This is a genomic window from Archangium minus (genome assembly GCF_044360475.1).
In the GTDB taxonomy this organism is placed as follows: domain Bacteria; phylum Myxococcota; class Myxococcia; order Myxococcales; family Myxococcaceae; genus Archangium; species Archangium minus.
The window spans coordinates 2,966,971-2,991,841 of the sequence record NZ_CP043494.1; the positions used below are offsets into that span (position 1 = coordinate 2,966,971).

Below are 24,871 nucleotides of genomic sequence, written 5' to 3' on the forward strand. Positions count from 1 at the left end.
GAGGGGCGCTCCTTCATCGCGCGAGGGCACGCAGGAGCTGCTCGAGCGTGCTGTTGGAGGAATCGATGACCTGGCGTTGCGCGGCGGACAGCGCCTGCTTCGCCTGCGCCATCGCGGCGGGTTTCTCGGTGCGCAGGGGCCAGAGGTTGTTGCCCGAGCGCGTGGGTTGGGCCAGGTGCAGCAGCAGGGTAGGGGGCGCGGCGCCGAGGCAGAGCAAGAGCCGGGGCTGCTGCCCGTCGGACCAGAAGAAGGACGGAGGACGAGACGACCAGCGCAGCAGCCGGGTGGCCAGCTCCAGCCAGGTGACAGGCCCCATGTGAGGGGGATAGGGACAGTCCAGCATCACGCCGGCCAGCCCTTGTTCGCGGTGGCGCTCTCCCGCGCAGGCGGTGAGGAAGGTGTGCAGCGCGTAGTAGCGCCCCTCGGGAGCCTGGTTTCCATTGACGTGTTGGAGCAGCTCCGTGCAGCGCTTCTCCGAGAGCATCGCCTCCCGGAGTCGCTCCGCCACCCGGATGTCTCCGGGTCGCACGGTGGGCAGCTTGGCCGTGCGCTCCTGCAGCTTCGGCACGTCGAGCGAGACCGCCTCGCGCAGCAGCTCCACGCAGGCCTGGAGGAAGGGCTGATAGGTTTCTGGCAGCAGCGCGTAACGTCCGGCCACATCCGAGGCGGGCAGCTCCTGGAAGATGGCCAGCGGAAAGGCACGCCCCACACTGTCCGAGCTCGGCGCCAGCACGCCCACCAGCACCGAGCTCTCGCCGGGCGCGGTGAAGACAAAGCTGACGTGAGTCGTGGGCAGCGCGCTCCGCGCCCCGTGCAGCCGGCCGGTGCTCTCCTCCATCCAGCGGAAGAGATACCGGGCCAGGGGGCTGGCCGCGTTGTGCCGGACGAACTCCGCGTGGCGCGGAGCCTTGCCCAGCAGCCCGATGTGAGGCGCCTGCGTCATCCTCAAGGAGCTCCGTTGGTGCTCACCATCTCGAGGCAGCCCTTGCCCCCACGGGCGATGCCGTTGGGGGGCGTCAGACCCGGATCCCGGAAGATCTGCAGCAGTCGAGAGGTGTTGTTGCCGGACAGGCCGAAGAACGGGTTGGCGGTGCGCTCGGGGCGGAAGTCGATAGCGACGAGCGCTCCGTTCATGTCCTCGATCTCCCAGACGGCGGTGAAGAAGCGACCGTCTCCGCTGGGCTCGATGCGCTTCACGCGCTCGAGCAAGCGGAACAGGCCCCACTCGCCGGGCTCATCGATGTCCGCGGTGGCACCGGAGGCGTTCTCCACGTGGATGTGCGCGCCCAGCTTTCCGGCCTGGCCGGGCCAGCTCATCGGCTTCCAGAGGTTGTCCGGGCCGTTGCGGTACATCTCGTCGGTGCCGTCGATCGTCAGGGTGATGGCGGAGATCTCGGACGGCGAGGTGTCCGGCGACGTGCCCGCGCGGACGCGCACCTGGAAGCGGACGAGCGGGTCCACGGTGTCACCCGGGAAGAGGGTGGTGGCCAGGTTGTTCGACTTCTCCAGGAAGGTGAGCAGGTCCTCGCGGTACATGTCGCGTGTGTTGAGGTTGGCGAACGTCCACTTGCGACCGGAGGTGACGACCTCGTCGGCCAGGTTCTGCTGGATGAACTTGCGCAGCGTGCCTCCCGAGGGACGCAGGAACTCCGAGAGCTCGGCCAGGGGCGCGTCCTGCATCGACTCGCGCACGAACGGGTAGCGGTTGGCCATGAGCTGGGCGAAAGGCTTGGTGACGGCCTCGCACCAATCGTTGCTCTTGGTTTGCGCCACACCGGCGAAGACGATGGAGCGCATGTCCTGGAAGGGCGGCAGCAGCAGCTTCTCCAGGATGGGTCCGCCGCTCTCGTACTTCTTGACGAGCATGGCCACGCTCTCACGCGTGGTCTTGATCTTCTCGAGCAGGGCGCCGGACTCGGAAGGCTTCTCCTTCACGCCCAACAGGGCGTTGAGCACCAGCGCGAGCTGGTCCTGGTAGAAATCCAGTGACGTCAGCGTCTCCTGGTCGTCATCCGTGCGGGACTGCTCGGTGGTGAATCTAATGAGGGTAGCGAACTCCTTCTCCACGTCCCGGGGCCCGAGCGTGTACTCGCCCGTGGACGCGTTCGGGTCGATGAGCTGGTTCTTTTCCTCGGTGCCCTTCGCCGGCAGGACCGTCTCGAGCATCTTCTGGGCCGTGCTCTTCTCCTCCTGTTTCGGCGTGCGGACCAGCTGCACGTTGTGAGCAAGGGCCCGGAACAGTTTTCCGAAAGCAGGTGGCTTGCCGCGCGTGAGGCTCTCGAGCAGATCCTGCATCTGGTTCACGTCATCCGGCGGCCGGACGGTGATGGACTGGAGGAAGTCCTTCCATTCCTGGATGTACTGTTGGTAGTAGCGCGTGCGCAGCTCGGCGCGGGACATCTCCTCGTCTTCCTTGGCGTCCCGGTCCAGCACCCAGGCTTCCTTGTTCTTGAATGCGGACTCCAGTCGTGAGCGCACCACCTGATCCCACGCGGACTTGGTGAAGGCGCCCCGGACTCGCTTGGTGGCTCGCATGGCGGGCACGGCGCCGACGATGTCGTCCAACGTCTGATCCGGGTAATCACGGCTCACTGCAGAGACGATGCGATCCAGCTCCAGCGCGGTCACGGGGACGCGGTTGAGTGCCCGGCGTGCAGCGCGCACAATGTTGTTGTTGCGCGCGAAGGCGAGCTGCTCCGGATCCGCCGCCAGCATCTGGATGTACGTGCGGGCGTGGCGGTTGATGGCCTGTTGCAAGTGGGCCTCTCCATTCAGGCCCTTCACATGGACCCAGTGCCGCACGATCTGGTCCACCAGCCAGTCCTGGTGGACCTCATCGAGCGACGGCTCGCGTTGCGCATGCGGCCAGGTGATGAGCAGGTACATCTTCAGCGCATCGAAGTGATTCGCGTAGTCATCGGAGCCGGGCTTCCATTCCGGCGAGTCCTGGTTCTTCGAAAACAGGTCGAGGTTCTGCTCGATGCGCTCATACTGGTTGCCGAGCAGCACCCGGCGCAGGGCGGTGTTGTAGAAGGCCTGCGCCAGCGGGAAGAGCTTGTCTCCCTCGTACAAACCGAAGCGCAGCCAGAAGGGCGCACCCTCTGTTTTGTGCTTCGTCAGCTCCTGGAGCTGGGCCTGCAAAGGGGATAGATCCTTGAGGCGCGCGAGATCGTCCCGGGCGTCCAGCTGCACGGCTGTGATGGCATCGCGCACGTTGCGTGCTAGCGCCCGGTTTTGGAAGTAGGACACGATGGGCAGTACCAGCATCAGGGCCGCCGCCGTGAAGTAGGTGGCCGTGAGCATCAGCTGCCGCCGACGGTATCTCTGCTCCTCGATGGAGCTGCGGGCGGCCATCTCCTGGTCCTGGAACATCACCTTGGTGAAGATGTCCCACAGGAAGTAGCTGCGGCCTTCCGCGCTTGGCTCGGACTGCGGACGCGAGTCCCCGAAGAGCTCTCCCGAGGAGCCCGACAGCCGCTCCATCGGCTTGATGTCCTGGGTACCGCTGGTGAAGTACAACCCGCGCATCACCGGCGTGTCCTGGTACACGTTGTCCAGGAAGAGCGGCTGGACGAACTCGGCCAGGTTCTTGCGCAACTCGGCGAAGCGCTGCGGGAACTGGTAGATGTTCTCGCGCGCCTCCAGCCGGCGCTCCTGGCCCAGCCGCTTGATCGTGCGCTGCTCCAGCACGTTTACCAGCTCGTCAAAGCGCTCTAGCAGCAGGTCCGTAGAGGCCTCGGCCTGAGCGCCCATGGGCACGGTGAAGCCCCAGATCTGCCCGCGCTCGGAGCGCGTCAGGTCCGCGTACATCTCCGTGAAGCCGGGGAGGAGATCACACTTGGTGACCATCAGGTACACGGGCACCAACGTGCGCAGGCGCGAGGTGATTTCGTCCAGGCGCTCGCGGATGCTCTGCCCCAGTTCGCCGGCGACCTGGGGATCCACCCCCATCAGCTCGCTGACGCTCACCGCCACGATGAGGCCGTTGATGGGCCGCTTCGGGCGGTACTTCGTCAGTGTGTCGAGGAAGGCGAACCACTCGGGCTTGTCATCCTCGCTGCTCACGTAGCGGCCAGCGGTGTCGAGGAGGACGGCCTCGTTGGTGAGCCACCAGTCGCAGTTGCGCGTGCCGCCTACGCCCCGTACGCCGCCACCCTTGGCGGAGAGGTAGGGGAACTTCAGCCCTGAGTTGCGCAGCGCGGTGCTCTTGCCCGCGCCCGGCGGTCCAACGATGAGGTACCAGGGCAGCACCGCGAGGGCATCCTTGCGGCCCCGCGACAGCTTGGAGGTCTTGAGTGCCTCCACCGCCTTGGAGAACTCGGCCTGCATGGCCTTGATCTCTGGCTGCAGGTCCGGCCGGACCGTCTTGATCTGCTCCTCGGCCTGCGCCTCCAGCGCGCCTTCGAGCTTCTTGGCCGCCTTGCGCGACTTGATCTTCCCGACGAGCCACTTGCCGAGCGCGAACAGCAGGAACACGCCCGCGGTGATGAGCCCCGTGAGGATCGGCGGCGCTCCCAGCATGGTGATCGCACTCCATGCCAGTCCCATCAGGAACGTGATGACGAGTGCCCAGATCATCGCGTCTCTCCCGTGTTGGTGGCCATGTGGAGCTTGATCTCATTCAGGAAGGTTCCGACGGCTCCATCCAGGCTGAGCACCAGCCCGCCATAGACGAGCACGGCGAGCGCCAGCGCCCCCAGCGAGATGATCATCGGGGACACCCTGCGCTTGCCAGCGAGCATCGACTCGGAGGGCCGCTCACCGTGTGGCGACAGCACGTCGAAGTCGAAGGGTTTGGCTCGCTCCAGGTCCTTCTGGACCGAATCGATGAGCGTCATCAACTCCAGCTCTCCGCCGCGGATGCGGTAGCGGCCCTGAAAGCCGAAGAGCATGCACAGGTAGTAGACCTGCAGTACCTCGGCGCGGTGTGGATCCTTCCGGATGGCTTGCAGGCGGTGGAAGAAGCCGTCACCGGCGACGTTCTCGTTGAAGTACTGGAGCTGCAGCAGGTTGCTCATCCAGAACGAGCGGTAGGGCTCGGGCCGGGTGAGCGCGACCTCGTCGAGCAGGGCGACCAGGGCATAGGCCATGTCCTGGGCGTCCTGGTGGCTGAAGCCCAGCACGGCCGCGCGCCGCAGCATCTCATCCACAACGCCGCGCAGGCGGTGGTGCAGCACCTCGGGAGGGGGGACTGTGGCGGCATCCGAATTGCGGATGCGGATCGCCGCGTCGAAGCAGTCCTTGGTGGCTTCGGTGACTCGTTGCATGGCGTTCGGTCGTCAGCGGCTGGCGGTGGGGACGGCGAGCAGCTCCACCGTCGTCTGTGCGGCGTCGAAGGGGTGCGGCAGGTAGAGCGCGAGCGTGCGGTCACGCATCGCGTTCTTCCAATAGCCGTCCGAAGTGAAGAGCGTGAAGTAGAGGACCCCCGGCTGAATGGGCACCTCGGGCGGGGGGCGATAGTTGACCTGGATGGGGACACCGGGCGAGGTGGCCTGCACCAGGTTCTGGATGTCGCCCCAGCTGGCCAGCTTGGCGAGCTTGGGCAGCTGCTCGGCCACCGTGCGCTCCGGCAGCTCGCTGCGAACGGAGAGGAAGAACTGGCCGCAGCGATCCAGCCGCTCGTCCTCGAGCTTCCCGCGGTAGAGCCGATCGTCGCCAGACTGCAGCTGCACCGTGAGGCACTGCTCGAGTGCCACGGAGCGCATCAGCGACTGGAGGCGGCGGAACAGTTCTTCGAAGGTGACGCGCAGCTGGATGAACTGGAAGGGAGGCAGCGTGGTGGGGTCCGCGTCCGCCGCGAAGGTGCACAGCTGCCCTGCACACTGGCTGAGCGCCAGGTAGAGTGCGTGCGGCCGCATGTTGCCCGCGTCAATGGCGTGCTGCAGCAGCGGGATGATGCTGTTGAGGGCGTTGAGCTCCAGGAAGAGCGTCACGTCCGAGGCGGTGAACTCGAGCGCGGACGCGTCCCGGTGCCGGCGCCGCGAGGCGAGCTGGCGCTGCTTGGCCACGATGAGCCGTAGCAGCGTGCGCAGCTCGCTCATGATGTAGGGCGAGGCGTCGATGCGCAGCGCGGGCGGGATGTAGTTCTCGACGAGCGTCAGGCTGCCGGAGCGATCACGCGACAGCTCGGCAATCTTGATGGCGTCGTAGTCCTCGCGCGGCTCGGTTCCGAAGAGCAGCTTGACGTTGCGCTGCGCGAAGGCCACCGGGACGATGGAGGTGGACGCGGTCAGGTCGTTCACCGGCCGGTTGGTCGGGGTGAAGCGAGGGTTGCCGCTGCTCCGCTCACTGCCGCCGTAGCTCTCCACGCCGCTGCGCTCGCGTGGAACGCCGATGTAGACATCCAGCACCTGCTGGGCCGGCGGGAAGACGCCCTCCGTGGGGCGAGCCGGCGGGGACTCGGGATCGCCGCTCTGGAAGGTGATGGGCATCCCGTCGGGGAGGACGCCGGTGAAGTGGCGCAGCTGCACGCGGCCGGCGCGCAGGGCCTCCATGTCGAACTCCAGGGAGACGATGCCCCACGGATAGGGCTCCACCGCGCCCAGCCGGAGGTCCAGCAGGTTCTCGTGATAGAGGTCGAGCTGCTGCAGGTGGTGGGGACTCATGAACATCCCCTCCGACCAGACGACGCGTTGCGCGTTCTTCATGCACTCCTCTTGGACTGGGATGGCACCTCGGCCTCGTCAGACGGCCCGGCGGGAGCCGGCTGCGTCTGCATGGCCTGAGGGCGAAGCATGTCGATCTGATAGCCCTGGAGCCGGTAGCGCAGCCGCACGTCACCGAACTTGGGCTCGCCCTGGTCTCCCGCGGGTCTCTCGACGCACAGGGGCGGGGGCACGGGATCCAGCGCACTGACGGTGCGCCATGAATAACCGAGTGGCTGACGGAAGTGGCCCATGGTCAGGATGAAGCGGGCCTTGGGATCCCTCTGAATCCACCGCTGGAGCTTCTGGCCCGGAGCGACGGTGAACTCGGCCACCTGGAGCAAGTCCTCTCCGAGGTACTCCTTGGGGCGGTTCCACAGGTCGCGAAAGCCCGCGCGCTCCAGCTTCGCGCTGTCCTTGAGCTGGAGGACCTGCACCACGGTGGGCAGCGAACGCCCGCGCGGATCTGGATTCACCTGATCGGAGACATCCAGGACGACCTGCATGGGAGGCGGGGTCTCGCACGGCGTGGGCGCGATGCGCTTCGCACACGAAGTACCGGCGGTGGCCGCGAGCAGGAGCGTGAACAGCACCCCCTTGCTTCGACTACCGGAACGGACGCATGCCTCTGGGCATGCCTGTGGCTGTGCCTTCACGGGTCCTCTTCTCACGTGCGGTGTTTCCCCCCTCCACAGGTCTGATGGACGGCGTAAAACCTGCCAGAGTGTACGAAAGGCTGCAAGTCCAGGGGCCATGTTCACTCTGAACGGATCGGGTTCCCAAGTGACAGGGGCAGGTATGTAGCGGCATGGAGCGGCAGCCGAGCAGGCAGAGCGCTCTCGGTCGATCGAAGGTGGGGAGCGCACTTCATGCCGGATACCGAACACTGCTAGAGTGTCGCGGTTTTGTACTTCAGCTCTACGCCGTCGCACGCCCTGGTCGCGCCGCGACACATCCAAAGAGGGGGATGCATGGGACGAAGGATGCTCAGGCCTGGCGCGCTGGCGCTGTGCCTTCTGTTGTCGGGAATGGCGGCCTTGGCTCAGTCCCCGCTTCGTAACTTCGAACTGGAGCGGTTGGAGCTGAATCCTGGCGCCGAGGGGTCTCTGGTCGTGGGCACGGGAGAGCTGCTTCAGGAGGGGATGTTCCGCATCTCCGCCGTGGGCCACTACTCACATAAACCCCTGCTGCTTTACTGGGATGACACCAAATACGAGGTTATTGGTGGCCGCACCACGATGCATGTGGCCGCCGCCTATGCCCTCACGAATTGGTTGCAGGTGGGGGCGCAGCTCCCGGTGGTGGCGGTACAGACGATTGGAACGTTGCCCGAACAGGGCTTGCTGGCAAACCCCAAGTCCTCCGGACTGGGGACGCCCACGCTGAGTCTTCGTCTGGGTCTGCTGACCCAGGACGCCCAGGGCGGCTTCGACGTTGCGGTCGAGGGAGACGTGGGACTGCCAGTGGGCAGTATGGAGGGATTCGCGGGGGATGGGGGGCTTCGCTACATGCCCAGAGTGATGGTGGGCCGGCACTTCGGTTTCATCCGAGCGGCGTTGGATGCGGGATTCCTGGTGCGCCCGGGGGGGCGTGTCAGCTACGTGAGCAGCAAGCCCCTGGACGAGTTGGGTAATGAGGTACGTGTCGGGCTGGCGCTGGCAACGACGGGGCGCCGGCTGCGGGGCGAGTTCAACGTCCGGGGAATGATCCCTCTGACGAATCAGCCCGGCTCCGTGGAATTGCTCCCGGGTGTTCGCTATCTGCTGAACCCGTCGATGGAAGTATTTGCGTTGGCGGGTGTGGGGGTGGGGTCCGCACCGGGGACCCCGATGTTTCGGGTACTCGCGGGTGGCTCCTTTGGTGACGTGACGCCGCGCCGGGGGCCGGGCGAATCCTCCGTCAAGTGTGATCTGGGTTTGTCCCTCTCACCGGAGGAGTGCCCGGACAGAGATGATGACGGCGATGGTGTGCGCAACCTCGTGGATAAGTGCCCAGCGGTGCTGGGAGATTCCCAGCGCGATGGCTGCCCTCGAACGGACACGGACAAGGACGGCATTGAGGACTCGCTGGACGCCTGTCCGACGGAGTTTGGTCCTGCGGCGCGCCAGGGCTGTCCGGTGCGTGACCAGGACAACGACGGTGTGGGGGAAGAGGATGACGCCTGCCCGACGGAGGCCGGTCCCGCGGACAACCGGGGTTGCCCGCTCAAGGACAGGGACAAGGACGGTATCGAGAACGACCAGGATGCGTGCCCAAACGAACCCGGTCCGGCCGAGCGCCAGGGGTGCCCGGAGGAGGATGGAGATAAGGACGGGGTGCCCAATCGGGTGGACAGCTGCGTCAAGGAGCCAGGTGTGGACAGCAATCTGGGTTGTCCCCAGCAGGAGATGCCACTGGTGGCCATCGCACCTCGGCAGCTCGATTTGCGCGGCAAGGTCTATTTCGAGGCGTCGCAGGCGCGCATCCAGAAGCGGTCCTTCGAATTGCTGAACTGGGTGGCCAAGATCATGCGCGAGCATCCGGAGCTCATTCGCGTGGTGGTGGGGGCCCATACGGATGACCGGGGCTTCGCGGAACAGAACCGCCGGTTGACGCAGCAACGCGCGGAATCGGTGGTGCGCTACCTCATGGATAAGGGCGTGCCTGCGGAGCGGTTGGAGGCCAGGGGCTACGGGTCGGAACGGCCCATCGATATCAACACGACGTCTACTGGCCGAGAGAACAACCGCCGGGTGGAATTCCTCATCATCCGTGATGGCAACACGATCTCGGAGGAGCGCCGCCAGTAGGCGGGGCTCGAATGGGGACGAGACGTATGCGACTCACCTTTGTGACGGCTCCAAAGGGAAACATTCGAAGCGGGGGGACTCCCATGAGGGGGGCATCGCCATTGGCGGTTGTGGCCAGACGCAAGGATAGAAGAGGCACGATGACCATGAGACTCTCTTGCGTGAAGCTGTGGGTGGGCTTGCTGCTGGCTCTCGTGGCCAGCCCGGTGCTGGCCGGCTCGGATACGTTCTACCTGGGCACCGGTCGTGACGGCGCGCTCGAGGTGTCGCAGCCCGAGACCCGGATCAACCGGTACGCGCAGGTGAAGGCCCCTCTGGCGACGGGAGACGTCGCTGTCCAGGTGGATTCCGCCGAGGGGTTCGCCGCGGGAGAGCTCGTGATGGTGTTGCAGACCACCGGTCTCGTGCCCGCAGCCGTGCCGGGCCGCGTGGAGCCCATGGTACTCAGCCAGGACGCGGTGGGTCGTTGGGAACTGGCCAGGGTGTACGCCGTCGATGGTGACGTGCTGTCTCTGCGTTCCCCACTCCTCTACTCGTACGCGGCGGAGGTGAGCCAGGTCATCCGCGTGCCGGAGCTCACCTCTGTTCATGTCCTGCCTGGGGCGAGCCTCGTGGCCCAGCCCTGGAATGGTGCCACGGGTGGTGTGCTCGCATTCCTGGCGACGGGCACAGTCCTCAACGAAGGACGCATCGATGTCAGTGGCATGGGTTTCAGTGGGGGCAGCCCCACGTGGCAGGAGAAGGGCTGCTCCTCGGCGGGAGGAACGGGAGAGGGCGTGGACAGCACGGCCCATGGTCGCGCCACCGGCCCCGAGAACGTGGCCAATGGTGGAGGAGGAGGCTCGTGCCATGGGCGCGCAGGAGGCGGCGGTGGTAACGCGAGCGCGGGTGGTCAGGCGGGAATGCTGCCCTGGGGCTCAGGTGGAAAGGGCGGGGCGTCGCTCGTCTACTCGCTGCTCGATCACCTCACCTTTGGAGGTGGCGGTGGTGGCGGCTCTGTGCGTGGTGAGCAACTGGCGCATGAGGCCCAAGGAGGCCGGGGCGGTGGCGCTATCTTCATCCGCGCTGGCGGGTTGGACGGAAGTGGAGCCATCAGCGCCTCGGGAGAGGCAGGTGGCTTCTCTGTCTCCGATGGGCCGGGCGGAGGTGGTGCAGGAGGCAGCATCTTGTTGCGTCTGGCAGGCCCCATGCGCTGTGGGGGCCTTCATGCGGAGGGAGGACGGGGCGGCGCGAGCCTGGGCTCCTCGGAGCCGGTGTCTGGGGGCGGTGGTGGCGCTGGCAGGGTGCTGTATCAGTCCTCTTCGGTGACGGGTTGTCCCATTTCCGCCGGGGCCGGGTTGTCTGACTCCTGGAGCGAGGTTCCCGCAGTCAGTGGAGAGGAGTCCGTGACGGTTCTCCCGGGTGGACTCATCCGTCCGGAGCCGGCCACGATTGTGTGGCCCGGGGATGGTTCCACCGTAGACACCTCGAGGCCTGCCATTCTCGGCAGAGCCATGTCCGGTATGGATGTGATCGTCTACCTGGATGGGGCTGAAGCAGGGCGCGTGGTTGCCGCGGACGGAGTCTTTTCCTTCACGCCGACTCTGGCGCTGACTGCGGGCAATCACATCGTTCAGGCGGAGACCTCCTATCAGGGACTCCAGAGTGAGAGGAGCTCACTCCATTCCTTCGTGGTCAGCCGGTCCGCTGACGCTACAAGGGACGACTCCGTGCTGCCTATGGCCGCCCCGAAGGTTCCCAAAGTCACTTCTATTGCAGGTAGATCGAGTTCGACCTGGCAGGACCCGTTCAAACCCTTGCCTGTCGGAACCTTGCAGCCACCACTCGTTGGCACAAGTGACCCCAATACAACTGTCGAGGTGAAAATTTATGGCCGGGATTCGCTCACAGGACTGCTGACGAATCTGGAGCAGACGTTGACTGCAAAGGCCAACGGAGACTCCTGCCCTGGTGGAAGTTGTGATTGGGTGTGGACAGCCACTCCATACAAGGCACTGACGACGGATGGGCTGCATGGCTTGGTGGTAACTGCAACGAATACGGACGGTACCAGTAACCCGAGTTTCTACTACTATTTCACGATAGATGAGCAGGCTCCTACCGCAGCTCCAGTGGTGTCTTCTGGCTTCCCACAATTGGTCAGCAACAACCTTAATCCAACGATCAAAGGCACATTTGCGGAAAAAGGTAAGGTGCTGATTTCGATTGACGGAGTATCAAAGGGTGAAGCGACGGTGGCGTCCGCCGGGGCCGAATGGAACTTGGGGTCAGTCGCAGTCACTGAGGGGTCGCACTTGTTGCAAGCGGTGGGGCAGGATGAAGCGGGTAATCCAAGTCCGTCGGCGAGTGTGAGATTCACCGTGGATAAGACGCCACCCAGTGCTCCTACGGTGACCCATCTCGGTGGCGTGCCGGTGCCAAACTCCACGACCGCCGTGAAGATCAACACCACTACCCCTGGCATCAAGGGGTTTGCCGAGCCCAACAGCACCGTGGTGGTCAAGAGGTCAGATAACTCCGCCACGGTGGGAAATAAGACCGTGGATGGCAGTGGTGTTTGGGAGTTCACGGCGTTGGCGGCCGTTGCGACGGGTACTCTTCCTTCCACTCCGGCCAAGCTATTGGTTACCGTCACGGATAATGCAGGTAACCCCGGTGCAGCCGCCACCGAAGTCCTGTATTTTGTGGATCAGTCCAATCCCACGTTGAAGGTTCTGTCCGTGGGCAGCAAGACAGGGGGAACGGGTGGATTCCCGGATGGCACCTCCTTGGATATCAACCTCAAGAGGCCTTCCATTACGGGTGAGCTCAACGAGCCAGGGCGCGTGACCGTGACACTCACGACCACTCCGGCGCAGACGCTCGTGGCGGTTTCTCCGGCTGGCACCAATGGAGCGTGGCGATGGAGTGTCGACCCGACGAGCGATCTAGCGGATGGTCAGACATACACGCTCACGGTCAATTCTGAAGACGAGGTGGGAAGGACCGCATCGGCGTCCTATACCCTGAAGATTGATTGGACTGCCCCTCAGACCACGCTGGGTAGTTGCCCTGATCGTACTTCGGCATCGGCGCCCTATAATTTCAGTTTTGGTGTGGAGTCGCCTGATACGCTCGCGAGTGTGTCCTTTCAGTGCAGCCTCGATGGAGCGGAATATGGTGTGACTCCCTGCTCGAGCACGTACTCGATCGAATCCGTAAAGGAGGGGGATCATGTCCTGCTTGCGCGGGCTGTGGATAAAGCCGGTAATGTCGATGCGACTCCCGTCGGCTGTTTCTGGAATGTCAGTAATGCGGAGTTCCAAATCTCCATTGACAAATCTCCTGCCGAGTTGAGCCGGTTCTCGACGGCACTCTTCGCTCTGAGCTCCAACCGGACTCCTACGGAGTATCAATGTCAACTCATCAAGAGTGGTGAGACCGCCCCCGTGCATGATTGGAGGGGCTGCTCGGCGTCGTTCGAGTACACAGGCCTGACGGATGGTTCCTATACCCTGTCCCTGAGCGCCTCCGCTGGAATCGATCTCGACACTGCCTCCTTTACGTGGACCGTGGACTTGTCTAAGCCGGCATCTTCGAGCATTGATGTGCCCGCGGCGGATGGACTTTTTTTGAGAACGCAGACCCCATCCTTGCAAGGCAAGGGGCGCGCGCTGCCGACGGATCGGCCGTCAGAGCCATTCTACGTACAGGTTTATATCGATGAGGATGTCGATGACACTCCTGCATTGAAGTTTCTCCTGCCTGGAAACAAGGAGTGGCAGACGACCTTGCCGCGCCAGGATGATGGATCGCGCTATGTATGGGTCGTCATCCGGGATGAAGCGGGCAACCTGAGTGGGGCGACCAAGAGACAGTTCTTCGTTGATACGGATCCTCCTGACACAGCATTCGTGTCAACTCTTCCCGATAAACTGACCAACCAGGCTTTCGCTACCTTTGGCTTTGGTTCTCCCTCGGATGCGACAGGGATTGAGTACGAGTGCAACCTGGATGATGTCGGGTTTGCGTCTTGCGAAAACACGGACACCTTTCCTCATGAGACAGCGGGCTTTACGGGTGACCAGACGCATACACTGCAGGTTCGTGCGAAGGATAGGGCGGGCAATGTCGATCCGTCACCCGCTCAATACACGTGGCGGGTGGACAGGGTGGAGCCTGATACCTTTGTCGAATCAGGACCACGGCCACTGACCAACTCGAGCACTGCCTCGTTCGTCTTCAGGTCGGAGGCTGGGGCCACCTTCGAGTGTGCCTTGGATACCGCTTTGTCGTTCACCGTGTGTCCGAGCGAGCCCTATACCGGGTTGAGCAGTGGTGAGCACGTGTTGAGGGTTCAGGCGAGGGATGCGGCCCAGAACGTGGACCCAACTCCTTTCGAGTATAAATGGGTCGTGGATACCGCTCCGCCTGCTGCCCCTGACATCACGTGGCCCGAAGCGGATGCCGTGCTGTCCACGGCGTTTTCCGAGGTCCGTGGCATGGCCGAGCAGGGCAGCACGGTGGACGTCTTCCTGGGCACCGCGAAGGTGGGCAGCGCCACCGCCAACGAGCAGGGAGTCTGGAAGGTCGCGGTCGAACTCGCGGTGACGGATGGCCGGTATGAGCTGCAGGCCTGGGCCACTGATGCTGCCGGAAACAAGGGGCCTGATCCGACGACGCGCACCGTGATGGTGGATGCGACTCCTCCCGACACGACGATCACCGATGGCCCTTCGGGCAGGATCCGGACGACCCAGGCCTCGTTCCAATTCAGTGCCTCGGAGAGCGAGGTGACATTCGAGTGCAGCCTCGATTTCGGTCCTTTCGAACAGTGCGAAGCAACGATGACGTACGACATGCCAGCGGGCGAGCACAACCTGCGGGTGCGGGCGCTGGATCAAGTGAAGAACGAGGATAAGTCGCCCGCCAGCCGTACCTGGCAGGTGTACCTGGGCGGTGATAGCAAGGTGATTGGTGGCGGATTGAGCTGTTCGACGACAACGGGAGGCTCCTCGGTACTGGCCACTCTGTGGCTGCTGGGGCTGGCTGTTTTCTCGGCAAGACGGCCCAGGCGGTAGCCCGGAGACCTTCGTGCCTGTTGGAGGAATGAAGAACGTGTGTAGATCATCAAGACATTGGATTGCAGCCGCGCTCGTGTGGGTGGCTGCCTGGGCCTTTCCGGCCCGAGCCGGATACGACACTTTCGTACTCGGAACTGGACGGGATGGGGCGCTAACGGTTTCGACAGCCGGGACAGTTGTCAATCGTTACGCACAGGTGGTCGCGAAGCTCGCGCCGGGGGCCACCTTCATCGATGTGCAATCCGCCAGCGGGTTCACGGCGGGCCAGTTGATCCTGGTGCATCAGACGACGGGGCTGATCCCCGTACCCACGTCGGGTTCCACGACGAGCATCGACCTGGACGCTGTCGATTCGTCGGTGGGGTCCTGGGAGCTGGCGCGGGTGTCCTCGGTGTCGGGAAACCGTTTGGTGCTGACCCAGCCGCTCATCAAGGGCTATGCCGCTTCGGTGTCACAGGTGGTTCACGTGCCGGAGTACACGACGGTCCAGGTCAGTAGCGCTGGTACCATCGTAGCGAAGCCATGGGACGGGAGCACGGGCGGCATCGTTGCCTTCCTGGTGCAAGGGACCCTCTCCAACGCTGGAACGATTTCAGCATCCGGAGCGGGATTCCGGGGCGGAGCGTATGTCCAGGACAGCAGTGGCGCGGGCGGCTGTTCGGGTCTCGATGAGATCGCGCCCAAGGGAGCCCAGAGAGGTGAGGGCATTGCCCTCGCCTATGGTCCCACGTCCACCGGCCGCGGCAACGTGAGCACCGGCGGTGGTGGGGGCGTCTGCTTGAAATCTGGAGGTGGTGGAGGCGGCAACTGGGGCAGGGGCGGCCAGGGTGGGTTTTCCCATTCCTCGCTGGATGGAGCGCGCAACGTGGGGGGGCAGGGCGGAGCCCGTCTGTTGTACAACCCCGAGGAGCGGTTTCTCTTTGGCGGTGGCGGTGGCGCCGGACATGGGGCGGATGGAAAGGGTGGCGCCGGAGGCAATGGAGGCGGTGTCGTCTTCATCCGGGCCAATCTGATGTTGGGGGCTGGCACCATCGCGGCCAGCGGAGGCAACGCCCAGGTGAGCAATAGCCTGACGGATGGCGGGAGCGGAGCCGGGGCGGGTGGCTCCATCCACTTGCGGCTCGTGGGTCAGGGCGCGTGCTCCGGCTTGGAGGCCAGGGGCGGGCGCGGAGCGAGTACCAACGCGGGAGGCACCTCCTACGTGGGTCCTGGGGGCGGAGGGAGCGGTGGCTATATTTTGTATCAGGCCACAAGTGGTGCGTACTGCCCCTCTTCGGTGTCTCTCGGCTTCTTCGGGCAAAAGCAGGACTCGACCACGACTCCCTATGATGTCAGTTATGGCGCCACGGCAGGCCAGCCAGGAACGGTCTTCCCCCCGGCTCCCGGCTACACCACCGGCTACATCACTCCTTCCAAGCCTACGGTGCTGAGCCCCTCAAACGGCAAGGCGTTCAAGGCTGCGTACTTTAGCTTCGAGACGACGGGGCCGCAGAGTGGCAATGGCCGTAGCAGTGGCTATGTCGCCTGCTTCGTCAACGGCACCTATAGCAAGGGGGTGACGCGTTCGGAGTCAGGCACATTCCAGGGATCACTCGGACCCCTTGGCGAAGGGTCATACGTGCTCGAATTCGCCGCTGTCATTGACGATGCCTGGAGCGAGAAGACCGCGCCCATCACCGTCTATGTGGATCTCACCCCTCCTGGAGCTCCCGTGGTGACGGCGCCGGGTGTTGGCTCTTCGCTCAACAACCGCACTCCGACCATTTCCGGCACGGCCGAGGTCAACAGCACCGTCCATGTCTTCATCAATGACAGTGAAGTGGGGACGACGACGGCTTCCACCACCGGCGCCTGGAACTTCGTTCCGAAGACGGCCCTCGGGGATGGCGAGTATCGCGTCAAGGCGCGTGCCGTCGATGCGGCTGGCAACGAGAGTACCGATTCGGCAGTCCGTGCTTTCAGCGTGGATGCCACTGCGCCCGTGACGACGATCACGGAGGCTCCGCCCTCGCAGACGGAGCAGACGAGCGCTACGTTCAACTTCTCGTCGGACGACGCCAAGGCCACCTTCCAGTGCCGTCTGGACGATGCTGCGTTCGCCCCGTGCGAGAGCCCGTACAGTCTCTCGGACCTTTCCGCAGGGACCCACACCGTCGAGATTCGCGCCCAGGATACGTTGGGCAACGTGGAATCTCCGCCTGTCCGCCACACGTGGACCATTGCCGGCGGCACGCCGGATGGTGGCGGCAACCCGGGTACGCCGGATGGTGGCGGCAACCCGGGTACGCCGGATGGTGGCGGCGATCCTGGCAATGGGAATGGTGGTGGCGACGGTGGCGAAGAGGAGCCCTCTAGCTGCGGCTGCTCGTCGCCTGCCGGTGACCCGTCGGCGGCGGTGATGGTGCTGATGGGGCTCGCCGCCTTCGTCTCCCGCCGTCGCCGGAAGTAGGTCAGGTGTTCTTCGGGACCGCGCTCCAGTGCTGGGAGCGCGGTCCCGAACGGAGAAGGGGCTCCCCGGTACTCGCACTCGAGCACCGGCGGAGCCCCTCTCATTTGAACGCGCTGCTCAGTTCCTCGGGAGCGGCGTCTCGGGGCCGGATGCCACCGCGCTTCCCTCCGTGGGCTGCGCGTCCGACGTGGGCGTCTCGGGGCCGGAAGCCACCGCGCCCGCGGGCGGCACCTTCTGCGCCGCCAGCTGCGTCATCAGCGCCGTCATTCGCCGGGCGAAGCGGTTCGGATCCTCCACGCTGCTGCCCTCCGTGAGCAGTGCCTGGTCGTAGAGCATCTCCACCCACTCCGTCACCTGCGCCGAGCTCGGCTCCTTCTCCTGCAGCGCCTTCAGGTGCTCGATGATGGGGTGCGTCGGGTTCACCTCCAGAATCCGCTTGGCGCGCGGCACGCTCCGGCCCCGCTCACGCAGCAGCCGCTCCACGAACGCGTGCGAGCCGCCCTCGGGCACTACCAGGCAGCACGGCGAGTCCGTCAGGCGATCCGACACCCGCACCTCGCGCACCTGCTCCTTGAGCACCTCCTTCATCCGCTCCGCCAGCGGCCCCAGCCCCTTCGCGCGCTGCTCCTTCTCGCGCTTCTCCTCCTCCGTCTCCTTGAGCTTCAGGTCCGCGTGCATCGCCGACACCAGCGGCTTGCCCTGGTACTCGCGCAGCCCCTGCGCCGCCCACTCGTCCACCGGGTCCGTCATGTACAGCACTTCGTACCCGCGCTTCTTCAGCGCCTCCAGGTGCGGCGAGTCCACCACCGCCTTCCTCGACTCGCCGAAGACGTAATAGATGGCCTCCTGGCCCTCCTTCATGCGCGACACGTAGTCCGCCAGCGACGTCAGGCCCTCCTCGCGCGAGCTCTCGTAGCGCACCAGCGCGCCCAGCTTCTCGCGGTGCTCGGTGTCGACCGCCAGGCCCTCCTTCAGCACCGTGCCGAAGCTCTGCCAGAACGTCCGGTAGTCCTCCGGCTTGTCCTTGGCCAGCTTCTCCAGCATGTCCAACGTCTTCTTCGTCACGTGCTTGTGGATGGCCTTCACCACCGCCGAGTCCTGCAGCAGTTCACGCGACACGTTCAGCGGCAGGTCATCCGAGTCCACCACGCCCCGGACGAAGCGCAGCCACTGCGGCAGCATCTCCTCGCAGCGGTCCATGATGAGCACCCGCTTCACGAACAGCCTCACCCCGCGCTGCTGCGGGCTGTTCAGGTCGAACGGCGGGTTCTTCGGGAGGAAGAGCAGCCCCGTGAAGACCTGGTTGCCTTCCGTCCGGAAGTGCGTCCACGCCAGTGGCTTCTCCCAGTCGTGCGACAGGTGCTTGTAGAACTCCTGGTACTGCTCGTCGGTGATCTCACTCTTCGAGCGCTGCCACAGCGCGCTCGCCTTGTTCACCACCTCGAGCTGCGTCTCGGTCTTCTTCGCGTCACCCTCTCCGGTCGTCCGCTTCACCTGGAGCTTGATGGGGTGGCTCACGTAGTCCGAGTACTGCGTCACCAACGAGCGCAGCCGCCACTCGTCGAGGAACTCCTTCTGGTCCTCCTTCAGGTGCAGGGTGATGGAGGTGCCCCGCGTGGCGCGCTCGGCGGGCTCCACGGTGAAGCTGCCCTTGGCGTCCGAGGTCCACTTCCAGGCCTGCGAGTCCTTGCCCGCGGCCCGGCTCACCACCTCGACATGGTCAGCCACCAGATAGGCGCTGTAGAAGCCCACGCCGAACTGGCCAATCAGGTTGACGTCCTTCTGGCCCCGCTGCGACGCCAGCTCCAGGAACTCGCGCGAGCCGGAGTGGGCGATGGTGCCCAGGTTCTTCACCAGCTCGTCATGCGTCATGCCGATGCCGGTGTCCTCGATGGTCAGCGTGCCCTTCTCCGCATCTGGCAGGAGGTGGATTTCCAGCGGGGCCCCTCCTTCCAGCAGCTCGGGCTCGGTGACCGAGCGGAAGCGCAGCTTGTCGAGCGCGTCCGACGCGTTCGACACGAGCTCGCGCAGGAAGATCTCCTTATGGCTGTAGAGGGAGTTGATGACCAGGTTCAGGAGCTGGTTGATCTCCGCCTGGAACTTGTGGGTTTCCCTCGGGGTGTCGACGGACATTGATTCCTCCGGGCGCCCCTGGGGGGCGCGAACGCCCTCCCTGTAACCATGAAAAGCGCGCTGTCCAGCGACACACGGGCGGTTTCTGCCATGTTGCCGGGGCTCCAGCCAGGAGGCCTGGGGTGAAGCCAGCACACAGGGAGGTACACCCATATATGGCAGCGACGAATCCATTCGACATCTCAGGGAAGACCGCCATCGTCACCGGTGGAGCGATGGGCATCGGCTTTGGCATCGTCCGGCGCTTCATCGAGGGCGGCGCGAACGTGTTGCTCTCGGATGTGAACGAGAAGGCGGCGATGGAGTCGCTCGAGCGCCTGCCCAGGGGTCCAGGCAGCGTCGAGGTGATGCGAGTAGACGTCTCGGAAGATGGGGCGGGGGAGGCCATGGTGGCCCGCTGCGTCGAGCGCTTCGGCCGGGTGGACGTGTTGGTGAACAACGCCGGCATCTACCCCAACGTGCCCGTGTCGCGGATGGGACCCGAGCTCCTCGACCAGGTCTATCGCGTGAATGTCCGAGGGCTCATCTTCGCGTCGAAGGCGGCAGGGGCCCGGATGGTTCAGCAGGGGGTGGGCGGGAGCATCATCAACATCACCTCCATCGCTGCCTTCCATCCGGCCATGGTGGGGCTCGCGGCGTACGACACTTCGAAGGCGGGCGTGACCATGTTCACCAAGAGCCTCGCGCTCGAGCTGGGGCCCCATCGCATCCGGGTGAATGCCATCGCTCCCGGGAATATCTACACCGAGGGCGGTTCCCAGGCCCTCAAGGACGTGATGACGCCGGAGCAGGAGGCGGCGTGGCGCGCGGACTTCGAGAAGACGAAGATTCCGCTCGGACGCCTCGGCGAGCCCGATGACATCGCCAAGGTGGCTGTCTTCCTGGCCTCGTCCGCGAGCGACTACATGACGGGCAGCACCGTACTGGTGGATGGCGGAACACTGCTCACGTAATGGGTACGGGCGGGACGCGTCTGTCCTAGGCTGCGCCTCCTTAGAGCTGGGAGGAACGCATGGAGCCCACAGCAGCGCAGTTCGGTCCACCGCAGGGGGAGCGAGAGCTCGCCGCGGTGGATGACATCGTTTCCCAGGCCTTCGCCCTCACTCCGGACGAGGCCCGTGTCGTGGCGCAGAAGGTGGAGGCCGGGGGGGCCCACGTGCGGGTGTTGCGCGAGGGCGCAACGGTGGCCGCCACGCTCGTCTCCATCCCCATGGGCCAGTGGTGGGGTGGACGGCGGGTCACCCTGGCGGGGATCGGCGGGGTGGGGGTGGCACCCGCCTTCCGAGGCAAGGGCACGGGCACTCGGCTCATGCAGGCATGTCTCCGGGAGCTGCGCACTCAGGGCGTCCCCCTCGTCGCTCTTTATCCCTCCACCCAGCCTCTCTACCGGCGTGTCGGCTTCGAGCAGGCCGGCTCGAGCTTCGAGAGCCGCGTGCAGCTCGTGGGGCTCGACATCCAGGAGCGCTCCCTCTCGCTGCGGCCGGTGGAGGTGTCCGACATGCCGTCCCTTCACGACGTCTACCGTCGCTACGCACAGCGCCAGCAGGGGTGGCTCGACCGAGGCGCGTATGCCTGGAATCGCGTCACCCACCCCCGGGGGGAGCTTGCCTATGGCTTCCTCGTGGAGGGCCAGGCGGGAGTGGAAGGCTACGTCTACCTGACACGACGGCGCATGCCTCAGGGCTTCGCGCAGGAGCTGAGCCTCACCGATCTCATCGCACTCACTCCGGCCGCGGGGCGGCGGCTGCTGAGCTTCATCGGCGACCACCGCTCGCTGGCCACCGAGGTGGTGTGGCGGGGCGGACCGGCGGAGCCGCTCCTCTTCCTCCTGCGCGAGCAGACGTACTCGGTGAAGCTCCGCTATCACTGGATGCTGCGCGTGCTGGATGTGCCCGCGGCGCTCCAGGCCCGCGGCTACCCGGCTGGGCACTCGGGGGCGCTGCACCTCGAGGTGGACGATGACCTCTTCCCGGAGAACAGCGGTCGCTTCGTGCTAGAGGTGGAGAACGGCGAGGCCGAGGTACGCCCTGGCGGGGATGGGGATGTGAAGCTGCACGTGCGGGCGCTCGCTCCGCTCTACAGCGGCTTCCTGTCGCCCTCCGCACTCCAGCTCGCCGGGGTCCTCCAAGCCGATGAGGACTCTCTGCGCACGGCTACGGCGCTCTTCTCCGGGACGCCGCCGGCCATGCCCGACATGTTCTGAGCTCGAGTCTCAGGGCACCCACGAACCGAGCCCCGCCGGGGCTCCGCCGCAGGCTTCGCGCAGTCGCGCGAGCGCCTCGTCGTAGGTGATGGCTTCCGCGGCTTCCTTCACCGTCGGCGAGACCCAGTCCCGCCAGGAGCGGAGGACGGTGACGTGGTGGCCGCCCTCGAGCTCGGTCTCGGAGACGTGCACGAGCAGCCGCTCCTCCAAGGCCTCACGCGCCTTCGTCCACTCGCTCTCCTTGTCCAGGCGCACCACCCGGTCCCGCTCCACCGCTGTCAGCAGGGCGCGGGACTGGGGGGAGAGTCCCTCGAGCGAGCGGCGGCGGCGCGAGGGCTCCATGGCCATGCGGTACACCGCCGGCCACAGCGAGGGGTCCACGAAGGCCACCTTGCCTTCCACGAGCCGCACGGCGAGCACCTCGTCGGAGGCCCTCAGGATGCGGCCGAGCCGGTACATCAGTCGGCCCTTGGCGTGGGTCCGCCAGCTTCCGTGCACCGGGCCACCGGCCACGGCCTCGACGAGCGAGGTCATTCCGTGGGCGGGGACCTCGGTGACGACACGCTTCTGGCGGATGAGCTCCAGGGCATCGTGCTCGGTGCGGACCACTCGCGCGTTCTCTCCTTGTCCTGTCTCAGCTCTCGCTGTCCATGGCCTGGGCCTGGCCGCCGTTCTGCTTGTGCGAGCAGCCGCACGACTTTGCTTCCTCCGCGCCGGTCTTGGTGGCCATCTTGGCGCAATGCGGGCAGCCACAGCCCTTGGCGTCCGCGGCCTGTGCGGCGCCGTCCTGGGCCTTGTGGTGGGCGCAGCTGCATCCCTTGTGCTCGCCCTGGCCCTGCTCCGAGACCTGCGTGGAGGTGCTGGCGGCGGCGTCCTCACGGGGCGCCGTCTGCGTGGTCGCGCAGCCCGCGAGCGCCGACAGGGTGGTGGTGGAGAGAACCAGCAACAGGGTACGGACCGTCATGTCGCGACTCCTTCGGGTGGGTACAACGCAGGCGAGGACATGAGGATGACAGCCTTGCCTGGAGGCTGCTCTCCACCCTCCCTCCACCCGGCGGGAAACAGCTGGGATTGCGTCGTGTAATGAACGGCGAGAGCTTCCAGCCGACGGAGCGGTGCTTAGGATACTCGCCGTGCTCAAGCTCCTACCTGTGCTCATCCTCCTGTCCGCCGCCCTGGGTTGCAGCTCCTCGCCTTTCGATGGAGGCGAGGTGGACTGCGAGGGCGACACCTGTACGTGCAAACCCGGGCCCCGGTGCTCGGGCGAGTGTCTGGACGAAGGCTGCAAGCTGGCCTGTACGGATGGGCCGGACTGCGATGTCCGCTGCGGCGTCGGCTGCGAGCTGGAGTGCAGCCGGCTCAGCTCCTGCGAGGCGCAATGCGGGGCGAATTGCCGTCAGCGCTGCTCGGATGCGTCGAGCTGCGCGTTCACCGTGGGGCCCGAGAGCGAGGTCTCCTGCCAGCGCGTCGGCAACTGCGACGTCACCTGCACCGGGACGTGCCGGGTGGACTGCCAGAACACCGGCAACTGCGACGTCACCTGCCAGGAGAGCGGCACCATCGCCACGGTGTGCCCCAACGGCTCGACTCGTGTGTGCGGTCAGTCCTGCTGAGGCGGCGGGGGCCTGAAGGAGCCCGGCCCCCGCCAGGCACAGCTCAGGTCGTCTGGGGACCCGTGGTCGTCACGGGGGCCACCGTGGGCTTGTTGGCCGCGCTGGAGCTGGACTCATCGGCCTCCGCACCCACGTGCATGCGGTGGCGCACCTCGGCGTAGCGGTCAGCCGCCTCGGGCTCGGGTGCGAGCAGCGACACCACCCAGCCCACCAGGAAGGACAGCGGCATGGTGACGATGCCCGGGTTCTTCAGCGGGAAGATCGCCGTCTTGCTGCCCAGCAGCTCCACCATCACCGTGGGCGACAGGGCGATGAGGAGCACCGCGCTGGCCGAGCCCGTGATCATGCTGGCCACCGCGCCGCGCGTGGTGAAGCCCTTCCAGAGCGTGGACAGCAGCAGGGCGGGGAAGTTGGCGCTCGCGGCGATGGCGAAGGCCAGGCCCACCATGAAGGCCACGTTCTGCCCCTTGAAGATGATGCCCAGGAAGATGGCGAGGATGCCCAGGCCCAGGCTGGCCAGACGGGCCACACGCAGCTGCTCGTGCTCGGGCGACTTGCCCTTGCGCACCACGCTCGTCCACAGGTCATGGGAGAGCGCCGCCGCGCCCGACAGCGTCAGACCGGCCACCACCGCGAGGATGGTGGCGAAGGCCACCGCGGAGATGAAGCCCAGGAAGGGCGTGCCGCCCACCACCTCGGCCAGCATGGGCGCCGCCATGTTGCCGCCCTTGTCCACGGCGGTGATGGCCGAGCGGCCCATCAGCACCGAGGCGCCGAAGCCGAGGATGAACGTCACCAGGTAGAAGTAGCCGATGAGGCCGGTGGCATAGAACACGGAGCTGCGAGCCGCCTTCGCGTTGGGCACCGTGTAGAAGCGCATGAGGATGTGCGGCAGGCCCGCCGTGCCGAACATCAGGCCCAGGCCCAGCGACACCGCCTCCAGCGGGTTGGTCACCAGCTTGCCTGGCGCCAGCACCTCCGGGCCGTACTGGTTGGCCGCCGCCTGGAACAGCTCCAGCGGGTTGTAGTGGAACTTCATCAGCACCATCACCGCCAGCGCCGTCGCGCCCAGCAGCAGCAGCACCGCCTTGACGATCTGCACCCAGGTGGTGGCGATCATTCCTCCGAAGAGGACGTAGAGGATCATCACCACGCCCACGATGACGACGGCCGCCTCGTAGGACAGGCCGAAGAGCATGTGGATGAGGTTGCCGGCGCCCACCATCTGGGCGATGAGGTAGAAGGCCACCACGGTGAGCGTGCCGATGGCGGCGGAGATGCGCACCGGCGTCTGCTTCAGCCGGTAGGCCACCACGTCCGCGAAGGTGTACTTGCCCAGGTTGCGCAGGGGCTCGGCGATGAGGAACGTCACCACCGGCCAGCCCACGAGCCAGCCCACCGAGTAGATAAGGCCATCAAAGCCGGAGAGCGCCACAAGTCCGGCGATGCCCAGGAAGCTCGCGGCGCTCATGAAGTCGCCGGCGAGCGCAAAGCCGTTCTGCAGCGCGCTCACTCCGCCGCCGGCGGTGAAGAACTCCGAGGTCGTCTTCGTCTTGCGCGCTGCCCAGTACGTGATGGCGAGCGTGAGACCTACGAACGCCAGGAAGAAGATGATGGCCGTGTAGTTGGTCTGGCCAATCGAGGTCTGTGCCTGCTGGGGATTCATTCGCGTAGCTCCGGTTCAGCGGCGGTACTGGTGGAGGGCCTTGTCGTAGCGGTTGTTGGCCCAGACGACGTAGATGCCGGTGAGCACCCAGGCGGCGCCGATGACGAGCGCCCCCAGGAGGATGCCGAGCGACAACCCCGGGGCGATCTGCTGGCCCATCAGCGGCTTGTTGTAAGCGACGAGCAGGATGAAGCCGAAGTAGGTCACCAGCATGCCGGCGGTGAGGACGGCGGCTACGCGCCAGCGCGCCGCCGCCAGGGCTTCGAGCTCTTCAGCCTTGGTTTTCTGAGACATGGTGCAGGGTTTCTCCT

At 65.5% G+C, this 24,871-nt stretch carries 16 protein-coding genes; 6 read left to right on the forward strand and 10 right to left on the reverse strand.

What is annotated here, in order from left to right; genetic code table 11:
• Positions 1 to 13: 13 nt before the first annotated feature.
• Genes tagF through tssJ form a run of 5 tightly spaced genes read right to left on the reverse strand, consistent with a single transcriptional unit; the run spans position 14 to position 7,237 of the window.
• Positions 14 to 943, reverse strand: coding sequence for a type VI secretion system-associated protein TagF (gene tagF, locus F0U60_RS12210; RefSeq protein ID WP_395818344.1), 930 nt, complete (start codon positions 941 to 943; stop codon positions 14 to 16).
• A 2-nt stretch (positions 944 to 945) separates the two neighbouring features.
• Positions 946 to 4,578, reverse strand: a complete 3,633-nt coding sequence (gene tssM / locus F0U60_RS12215; protein WP_395818346.1) for a type VI secretion system membrane subunit TssM — start codon at positions 4,576 to 4,578, stop codon at positions 946 to 948.
• Positions 4,575 to 5,267 carry a DotU family type IV/VI secretion system protein gene (locus F0U60_RS12220; RefSeq protein WP_395818349.1) on the reverse strand — a complete coding sequence of 231 codons (693 nt, stop codon included), beginning with the start codon at positions 5,265 to 5,267 and terminating at the stop codon, positions 4,575 to 4,577. Before F0U60_RS12220 ends, tssM begins: the two co-directional genes overlap by 4 nt.
• A gap of 12 nt (positions 5,268 to 5,279) precedes the next feature.
• The gene (gene tssK / locus F0U60_RS12225) at positions 5,280 to 6,647 is read right to left on the reverse strand and encodes a type VI secretion system baseplate subunit TssK (protein ID WP_395818351.1); all 1,368 of its coding nucleotides are present in this window, start codon (positions 6,645 to 6,647) and stop codon (positions 5,280 to 5,282) included.
• Positions 6,644 to 7,237, reverse strand: coding sequence for a type VI secretion system lipoprotein TssJ (gene tssJ / locus F0U60_RS12230; protein WP_395818354.1), 594 nt, complete (start codon positions 7,235 to 7,237; stop codon positions 6,644 to 6,646). Before tssJ ends, tssK begins: the two co-directional genes overlap by 4 nt.
• A gap of 378 nt (positions 7,238 to 7,615) precedes the next feature.
• Between tssJ and F0U60_RS12235 the strand changes: the two genes are divergently transcribed.
• From F0U60_RS12235 to agmC (F0U60_RS12245), 3 genes are all read left to right on the forward strand, one after another.
• Entirely contained in the window at positions 7,616 to 9,433 is a 1,818-nt protein-coding gene (locus tag F0U60_RS12235; protein WP_395818356.1) for an OmpA family protein, read from the forward strand.
• Between the two features lie 161 nt (positions 9,434 to 9,594).
• Positions 9,595 to 14,493 (forward strand): adventurous gliding motility protein AgmC, encoded by a 4,899-nt coding sequence (gene agmC, locus F0U60_RS12240; RefSeq protein ID WP_395818358.1) that lies wholly within the window; start codon positions 9,595 to 9,597, stop codon positions 14,491 to 14,493.
• Between the two features lie 28 nt (positions 14,494 to 14,521).
• Entirely contained in the window at positions 14,522 to 16,945 is a 2,424-nt protein-coding gene (gene agmC / locus F0U60_RS12245) for an adventurous gliding motility protein AgmC (RefSeq protein WP_395818361.1), read from the forward strand.
• 117 nt (positions 16,946 to 17,062) lie between these two features.
• Here agmC (F0U60_RS12245) and htpG read toward each other — a convergent pair whose 3' ends face one another.
• Positions 17,063 to 19,078 carry a molecular chaperone HtpG gene (gene htpG / locus F0U60_RS12250; protein ID WP_395818364.1) on the reverse strand — a complete coding sequence of 672 codons (2,016 nt, stop codon included), beginning with the start codon at positions 19,076 to 19,078 and terminating at the stop codon, positions 17,063 to 17,065.
• Between the two features lie 155 nt (positions 19,079 to 19,233).
• Between htpG and F0U60_RS12255 the strand changes: the two genes are divergently transcribed.
• Together F0U60_RS12255 and eis are read left to right on the forward strand one after the other, a co-directional pair.
• Positions 19,234 to 20,031: an SDR family NAD(P)-dependent oxidoreductase gene (locus F0U60_RS12255; protein WP_395818366.1), complete on the forward strand. Its 798-nt coding sequence runs from the start codon at positions 19,234 to 19,236 to the stop codon at positions 20,029 to 20,031.
• A 59-nt stretch (positions 20,032 to 20,090) separates the two neighbouring features.
• Complete coding sequence (eis, locus tag F0U60_RS12260; protein WP_395818369.1) at positions 20,091 to 21,281, forward strand: enhanced intracellular survival protein Eis; 1,191 nt, start codon at positions 20,091 to 20,093, stop codon at positions 21,279 to 21,281.
• A gap of 9 nt (positions 21,282 to 21,290) precedes the next feature.
• Here eis and F0U60_RS12265 read toward each other — a convergent pair whose 3' ends face one another.
• Positions 21,291 to 21,890 carry an RNA methyltransferase gene (locus F0U60_RS12265; protein WP_395818371.1) on the reverse strand — a complete coding sequence of 200 codons (600 nt, stop codon included), beginning with the start codon at positions 21,888 to 21,890 and terminating at the stop codon, positions 21,291 to 21,293.
• Between the two features lie 25 nt (positions 21,891 to 21,915).
• Entirely contained in the window at positions 21,916 to 22,245 is a 330-nt protein-coding gene (locus tag F0U60_RS12270) for a hypothetical protein (RefSeq protein ID WP_395818373.1), read from the reverse strand.
• A 169-nt stretch (positions 22,246 to 22,414) separates the two neighbouring features.
• Between F0U60_RS12270 and F0U60_RS12275 the strand changes: the two genes are divergently transcribed.
• On the forward strand, positions 22,415 to 22,894 hold the full coding sequence (locus F0U60_RS12275) for a hypothetical protein (protein ID WP_395818375.1): 480 nt from the start codon (positions 22,415 to 22,417) through the stop codon (positions 22,892 to 22,894).
• A 43-nt stretch (positions 22,895 to 22,937) separates the two neighbouring features.
• Here F0U60_RS12275 and F0U60_RS12280 read toward each other — a convergent pair whose 3' ends face one another.
• Complete coding sequence (locus tag F0U60_RS12280) at positions 22,938 to 24,560, reverse strand: sodium/solute symporter (RefSeq protein ID WP_395818377.1); 1,623 nt, start codon at positions 24,558 to 24,560, stop codon at positions 22,938 to 22,940.
• A 15-nt stretch (positions 24,561 to 24,575) separates the two neighbouring features.
• Positions 24,576 to 24,854, reverse strand: coding sequence for a DUF485 domain-containing protein (locus F0U60_RS12285; RefSeq protein WP_395818380.1), 279 nt, complete (start codon positions 24,852 to 24,854; stop codon positions 24,576 to 24,578).
• Positions 24,855 to 24,871 lie beyond the last annotated feature (17 nt).

Excerpts from the sequence above, each read along its gene's own strand:
- F0U60_RS12235 (WP_395818356.1), top strand. The coding sequence starts at position 7,616 with ATGGGACGAAGGATGCTCAGGCCTGGCGCGCTGGCGCTGTGCCTTCTG.
- F0U60_RS12255 (WP_395818366.1), top strand. The coding sequence starts at position 19,234 with ATGGCAGCGACGAATCCATTCGACATCTCAGGGAAGACCGCCATCGTC.
- agmC (WP_395818361.1), top strand. The coding sequence starts at position 14,522 with ATGAAGAACGTGTGTAGATCATCAAGACATTGGATTGCAGCCGCGCTC.
- F0U60_RS12285 (WP_395818380.1), bottom strand. The coding sequence starts at position 24,854 with ATGTCTCAGAAAACCAAGGCTGAAGAGCTCGAAGCCCTGGCGGCGGCG.
- F0U60_RS12270 (WP_395818373.1), bottom strand. The coding sequence starts at position 22,245 with ATGACGGTCCGTACCCTGTTGCTGGTTCTCTCCACCACCACCCTGTCG.
- tagF (WP_395818344.1), bottom strand. The coding sequence starts at position 943 with ATGACGCAGGCGCCTCACATCGGGCTGCTGGGCAAGGCTCCGCGCCAC.
- tssK (WP_395818351.1), bottom strand. The coding sequence starts at position 6,647 with ATGAAGAACGCGCAACGCGTCGTCTGGTCGGAGGGGATGTTCATGAGT.
- F0U60_RS12220 (WP_395818349.1), bottom strand. The coding sequence starts at position 5,267 with ATGCAACGAGTCACCGAAGCCACCAAGGACTGCTTCGACGCGGCGATC.
- eis (WP_395818369.1), top strand. The coding sequence starts at position 20,091 with ATGGAGCCCACAGCAGCGCAGTTCGGTCCACCGCAGGGGGAGCGAGAG.
- tssM (WP_395818346.1), bottom strand. The coding sequence starts at position 4,578 with ATGATCTGGGCACTCGTCATCACGTTCCTGATGGGACTGGCATGGAGT.
- htpG (WP_395818364.1), bottom strand. The coding sequence starts at position 19,078 with ATGTCCGTCGACACCCCGAGGGAAACCCACAAGTTCCAGGCGGAGATC.
- F0U60_RS12280 (WP_395818377.1), bottom strand. The coding sequence starts at position 24,560 with ATGAATCCCCAGCAGGCACAGACCTCGATTGGCCAGACCAACTACACG.